This window comes from Streptomyces sp. PU-14G (assembly GCF_041028275.1).
Lineage (GTDB): Bacteria > Actinomycetota > Actinomycetes > Streptomycetales > Streptomycetaceae > Streptomyces.
This window is the reverse complement of record NZ_JASKYT010000513.1, coordinates 1-4,715: the sequence shown is the minus strand read 5'-3', so window position 1 is coordinate 4,715 and position 4,715 is coordinate 1. Positions and strand designations below refer to the sequence as shown.

Sequence of the window (4,715 nt, the reverse complement as noted above, 5' to 3'; positions counted from 1 at the left end):
GGCCCCGAGCACCCCGGCTACGCCGCTCCTTGCCGAAAAGGAGAACGACCCGAAGGGGGTACGAACGACATGTCCCAGCAAGCTCTCACACCCGACACGGCGGCACGGCGGCTGGCCCTGCGGCTCGCTGTCGCGACGCTCGGCCGGTGGACCGACCGGGCCAGACGCGCGGCGGCCCAGCGGCCTCCCGACCGGGTCGGGACCCCCGGCCGGGTACGGCGGCACACCGAAGCGGCCAGTGACAGGGCCTCCGATCCGGCGGCTCGGCGGTCCGCGCGAGCTGTCCCGCTTCCCGACGCGGCCAGGGAGCCCGCCCACGCGGCACAGCGCCCCGTGGAAGACCGGCCCTCGGACGCGGCCCCGGCGCGCCCCGCCGACCGGGCGCGCCGGTCCACCGACCACGCAGACCCCGCCTGCTCCGGACCCCCCACCGCGCCCGTCGACCATCCGGGCGACCCGGGCATCCCCGTCCTGGCGCGGCTGGTGGCCGCCATGGGGGACGCCGAGGCCGCGGCGGTCGCGGCGCGCGCGGCGGCCGTGTGGGCGAGGGGGGCCGGGCGCGGGCCCGGCCACCGCGGGCTGTTCGACGGCGGGCTCGCCGGAACGCTCGTCGGGCTGCGCCAGTGCGCCGTCCTGCACCCCGCACTGCACCCGGTGGCCGACCGGCTCAGAGACCGGCTGCTCGACCACCCGGCCCGCCCCTGCGCCAACGGCGCGGCCAAGCCGCCGCACGGTCGCCCGACGGGTGCGCCCGAGCGGTACGGGTCGGTCACGTTCCCCGACTACGACCTGATCCTCGGCCCCTCCGGCGTGCTCCTCGCACTGACCGCCGACGGGCACGAAGCGAGGGGTACGCCAGGGGAGGCCGAGTTCGGTCCTGCCGCCTACGCGGCGTACGTCTCGTCCGCCGCGCGGCTCGCCGTTCTGTGCGACAGTGCCGAGCTGCCCGGGCTGCGCACGCACTACCCCGCGCACCCGGCGCTGGGCTGGCTGCACGGGCGGATCAACACGGGCATGGGGCATGGCGTCGCGGGTGTCACGGCCGCGCTCACCGCCGCCGTTCGGCAGGTGGGGCCGCGCCCCGAACTGGCCGCCGCGCTGGGGAACACGTGCCGTTGGCTGATGAAGGAGTCGTTCGACGACGCCCGCGACATCCGCACCTGGACCGGGTGCGGTCTCGACGGGCAGAACCGGCCACCGGGGGCGCACGCGCGCCAGGCGTGGTGCTACGGAACACCCGGCGTCTCCTGGGCCCTGTGGGACGCGGCCGACGCGCTCGGTGACCCGGTGGGAGCGGCCTGGGCCGCCGCCGCCTTCCGTACGCTCGTCGACGGCTACCACGAGGGCTTCCACCTCTTCGGCGACCACCCGGGCGACCGGCTCGGGCTCTGCCACGGGGCGGCCGGGGTGCTGGCGGTGGCCGACGCGATGCGGCGGCACGGCCGGCTGCCTGCCGCCGCGGCCCTGCGGGAGAGGCTGCTGGCGCACTTCGTGGCGCACGAGGACGAGTTGTGGTCGCTCGCCGAGGAACGGTGCGGGTTGCTCGGCGGCGCGGGGGGCGCCCTCGCCGCGGTGCTCACCGCCACAGGCGGTAACCGGGGGTGGCTGCCCAGCGCCGGGCTGCGCTGAGGCTCCGCCGTTCGTATCCGCCGGCGTGGCGCTCGGCGGGGCCCGGACGCGGGCGGGCCCAGGGACGCATGTACGTTACACGTATGAGTCGTTCCGTTTCGTGGGACCTGCCCGAGCCGAGCGGGGCGCGGCGGCAGCCGGTGCGTTTCGGATACGAGGTGCTGCGCGGCGTCGCGCAGGTGGACTTCATGCCGAACGCGGCGTGCGGCCTCTTCTTCGTCGCCGCGTTGTTCGCCGCCGGCTGGCGGTACGGTCTCGCCGGACTGCTGGGCACTGCGCTGGGCACGGCCACCGCCCACGTGATGGGCGTCGACCGCGAACGGACGGCCGCCGGTCTCGAAGGGTTCAACGGCTGCCTGGTGGCAGTGGCGTTCGCGGTCTTCCTCGGGCCCGGCTACGCCTCGACGTGGCTGATGGCGGCGGGGGGCGCGATCGTCGCCGCGGTGCTCACCGCCGCGCTGGTCAACCTGCTGCGCCCGTGGTCCATGCCGACGTTCACGCTGCCGTTCTGCCTGGTGGCCAGCGTCGTGACGGTGGCGGCACCCGGCTTCCAACGGGTGTGGCACGAGGGGTCCTCGCTCTCGGCGCTGCCGCGGTCGGCGTCCGGTGACGCCTCGTTGGGGCTGGGGGAGGCCGCGCACGCGGTCCTCGCCAACGTCGGGCAGATCTTCCTGATGCCGCAGTGGTACGTGGGGCTGCTCTTCCTCGCGGGGATCTTCGTCGCCGACTGGTTCGCGGGACTGACCGCCTGCCTCGGCAGCGTGGTCGGCACCGCGACGTCCTGGGCGCTGGGCGCGCCCGCCTCCGACGTGGCCGAGGGGCTGCTCGGGTACAACGCGGTCCTGGTGGCGATGGCGCTGGGCGCCGTCTTCCTCGAACGCGGCGTGGCCGCGCTGGTGTACGGCGTGGTGGGGGCCGTGGCCGCGACCGTGCTGACCGTCGCGGTCACCTCCTTCTTCGCCCCGTTCGGCGGGCACACCCTCACCTGGCCGTACATCCTGACCACGCTCTTCTTCCTCGCCGCCGTACCGTCCTTCCCCCGGCTGCGCCGCGCCTGACCGGGCTGCGCCGCGCCTGACGGGCTGCGCCGCGCCTGGTCTCGGCTGCCAGGGGCCTCGCCGTCCCGGCTTCCTGGCCGCACCGGCGCCGCTCCGGTCACGGCCCGTCTCCCGCCGGGCCGGCCGCCGCCGCTGCCGCGACCACCAGGTCCTGCCAGGCCATGCCCGTGCTCTTGAAGACGTGCGGTCCGGCGTCCTCGACGCGGTGACGGCCGCACACGACGTCGGCGAGAGGCACCAGCGACGCGGCCCGCAACGCGCCCTCCTCGACCGGGATCACGACGTCTCCGGCCTCCCGGAGCGCGGTCGCGGCGTCCTCGACGACCACCGTGCCCGAGGTCAGCGTGCGGGTGTCCAGTTCGCGGGCGCCGGGGTCGTGGGAGCCCATGGCGACGACCGTCGCGTGCGCCGGCAGGTCGCGGCCGTCGAACAGCGGCGTGGGGGACGAGGTGCAGCAGGCGACCAGATCGGCGTCCGCCACGGCGTCGGGCGCCGCGGCCGAGGCGGTCATGCCGACCTCCTCGCAGCGCTCCGCGAACCGGGCCACGCGCTGCGGATCGCGGCCGACGACCCGCACCGCGCTCAGCGGACGCACCTGGTGCAGCGCGACGGCGTGCGCGAACGCCTGCGGCCCCGTGCCGAACACCACCAGCCGTCCCGCGTCCGGTGCCGCCAGGTGGTCGGCCGCCAGCGCGGAGACCGCCGAGGTGCGCAGCAGGGTGAGGGCCTCCCCGTCGAACAGGGCGGTCGGCCGCAGCGTCGTCGCGTCCATGAGCAGGTAGGCGCCCGTGATCGTCGGCAGGCCCCGCGCCGGGTTGCCGGGCACGACCCCGGTGATCTTCACCCCCGCGTGCGTCCCGTACTCGGCCGGCATCAGGAGCAGGTGGCCCGTGGCCGTGGGCACCCGTGAGCGGGCCGGCGTCGCGGCGACGTCCAGCCCGGCGCGGAGGGCCGCGCGGAGCGCCTCGACGGCCTCGCCCACGGGGAGGGCGCGGGCGAGGGCCGCGGAGTCGATGACGCGGAGCGCTTCGGCGGAGTGGGTGTCGGCCGGTCGGTGCACGGTGCTGCCCCCTTCGGCGGTGGGTGAGCGTTCGCTCCGAGCCTCCCACGGCGGGGACGCGCCGGGGGGAAGCGGCGCCTCCGCGGCAGGCGGGGCGGCGGCGTTCGGGGCCTCAGCGGCCCGAGCCGGGTGTGGGGCGCAGGCGGCGCAGCCAGCGTTCCGTCTGGGACAGATGGGCGCTGGCCGCCGCCGCGGCGGCCTGGGGATCGCGGGCGGCGAGAGCGGCGATGAGGGCTTCGTGTCCGAGGTCGCTCGCGGTGCGCAGGGCAGCCGTCTCTTCGGTGCCGTAGACGCTGTAGTGGCGGCCGCGGGAGCGGAGGATGTCGCAGAGGGCGGCGAGTGTGTCGTTGCCGCTCGCCGCGCACAGGGTGGCGTGGAACTCGCGGTCGAGGTCGTGGAGTTCGTCGTCGTCCTCGGTCACGGACAGCCGCGCGTGGAGTGCCCGCAGCCGGTCGACGACGCCGTCCTCGGCGCGGGCGGCTGCCAGGGCGGCTGCGTGGGACTCCAGGCCGCGGCGTACGTCGTACAGCTCCAAGAGTCCGTCCAGTGGCAGTACGTCGACCGTGGCGGCGAAGCCCGCGAGCATCTGCGCGGGCAGCAGGGCGGAGACGTAGGTGCCGGAACCGTGCCGGGACTCCAGCATCCCGAGCGCTGCCAGTGAGCGGACGGCCTCACGCAGGGAGCCGCGGGAGACGCCGAGGCGCGAGCAGAGTTCGGGTTCGGGCGGCAGCTGCTGACCCGGGGTCAGTTCGCCGCTGCCGATCATGGCGCGCAGTCCGCGCGCCGCCGTGTCCGTCGCCGCCATGTCGCCCGTTCCCGTTCCTGTTCCCGTTCCGTCGCCGTGCCCGTGCACGCCCGTGCCGCCCGCCGCCTGCCCCCGCGCCTGCCCCCCCCCCCCCCCCCCCCCCCCCCCCCCCCCCCCGCCTCACGCAGGGAGCCGCGGGAGACGCCGAGGCGCGAGCAGAGTT

The 4,715-nt window shown here is 76.4% G+C and carries 4 protein-coding genes; 2 read left to right on the top strand and 2 right to left on the bottom strand.

Translation table 11 applies throughout. The features are described from left to right. The first annotated feature begins 69 nt into the window (after window positions 1-69). Both AB8Z75_RS32560 and AB8Z75_RS32555 read left to right on the top strand, forming a co-directional pair. Window positions 70-1,629 (top strand): lanthionine synthetase LanC family protein, encoded by a 1,560-nt coding sequence (locus AB8Z75_RS32560; RefSeq protein WP_369208367.1) that lies wholly within the window; start codon window positions 70-72, stop codon window positions 1,627-1,629. Between the two features lie 83 nt (window positions 1,630-1,712). After that, entirely contained in the window at window positions 1,713-2,687 is a 975-nt protein-coding gene (locus AB8Z75_RS32555; protein ID WP_369208365.1) for an urea transporter, read from the top strand. 97 nt (window positions 2,688-2,784) lie between these two features. On the opposite strand, the gene AB8Z75_RS32550 is transcribed toward AB8Z75_RS32555, so the two are convergent. Together AB8Z75_RS32550 and AB8Z75_RS32545 are read right to left on the bottom strand one after the other, a co-directional pair. Further along, complete coding sequence (locus AB8Z75_RS32550) at window positions 2,785-3,747, bottom strand: ornithine cyclodeaminase family protein (protein ID WP_369208363.1); 963 nt, start codon at window positions 3,745-3,747, stop codon at window positions 2,785-2,787. 112 nt (window positions 3,748-3,859) lie between these two features. Then, window positions 3,860-4,552 (bottom strand): FadR/GntR family transcriptional regulator, encoded by a 693-nt coding sequence (locus tag AB8Z75_RS32545; RefSeq protein WP_369208361.1) that lies wholly within the window; start codon window positions 4,550-4,552, stop codon window positions 3,860-3,862. Window positions 4,553-4,715: the final 163 nt, after the last annotated feature.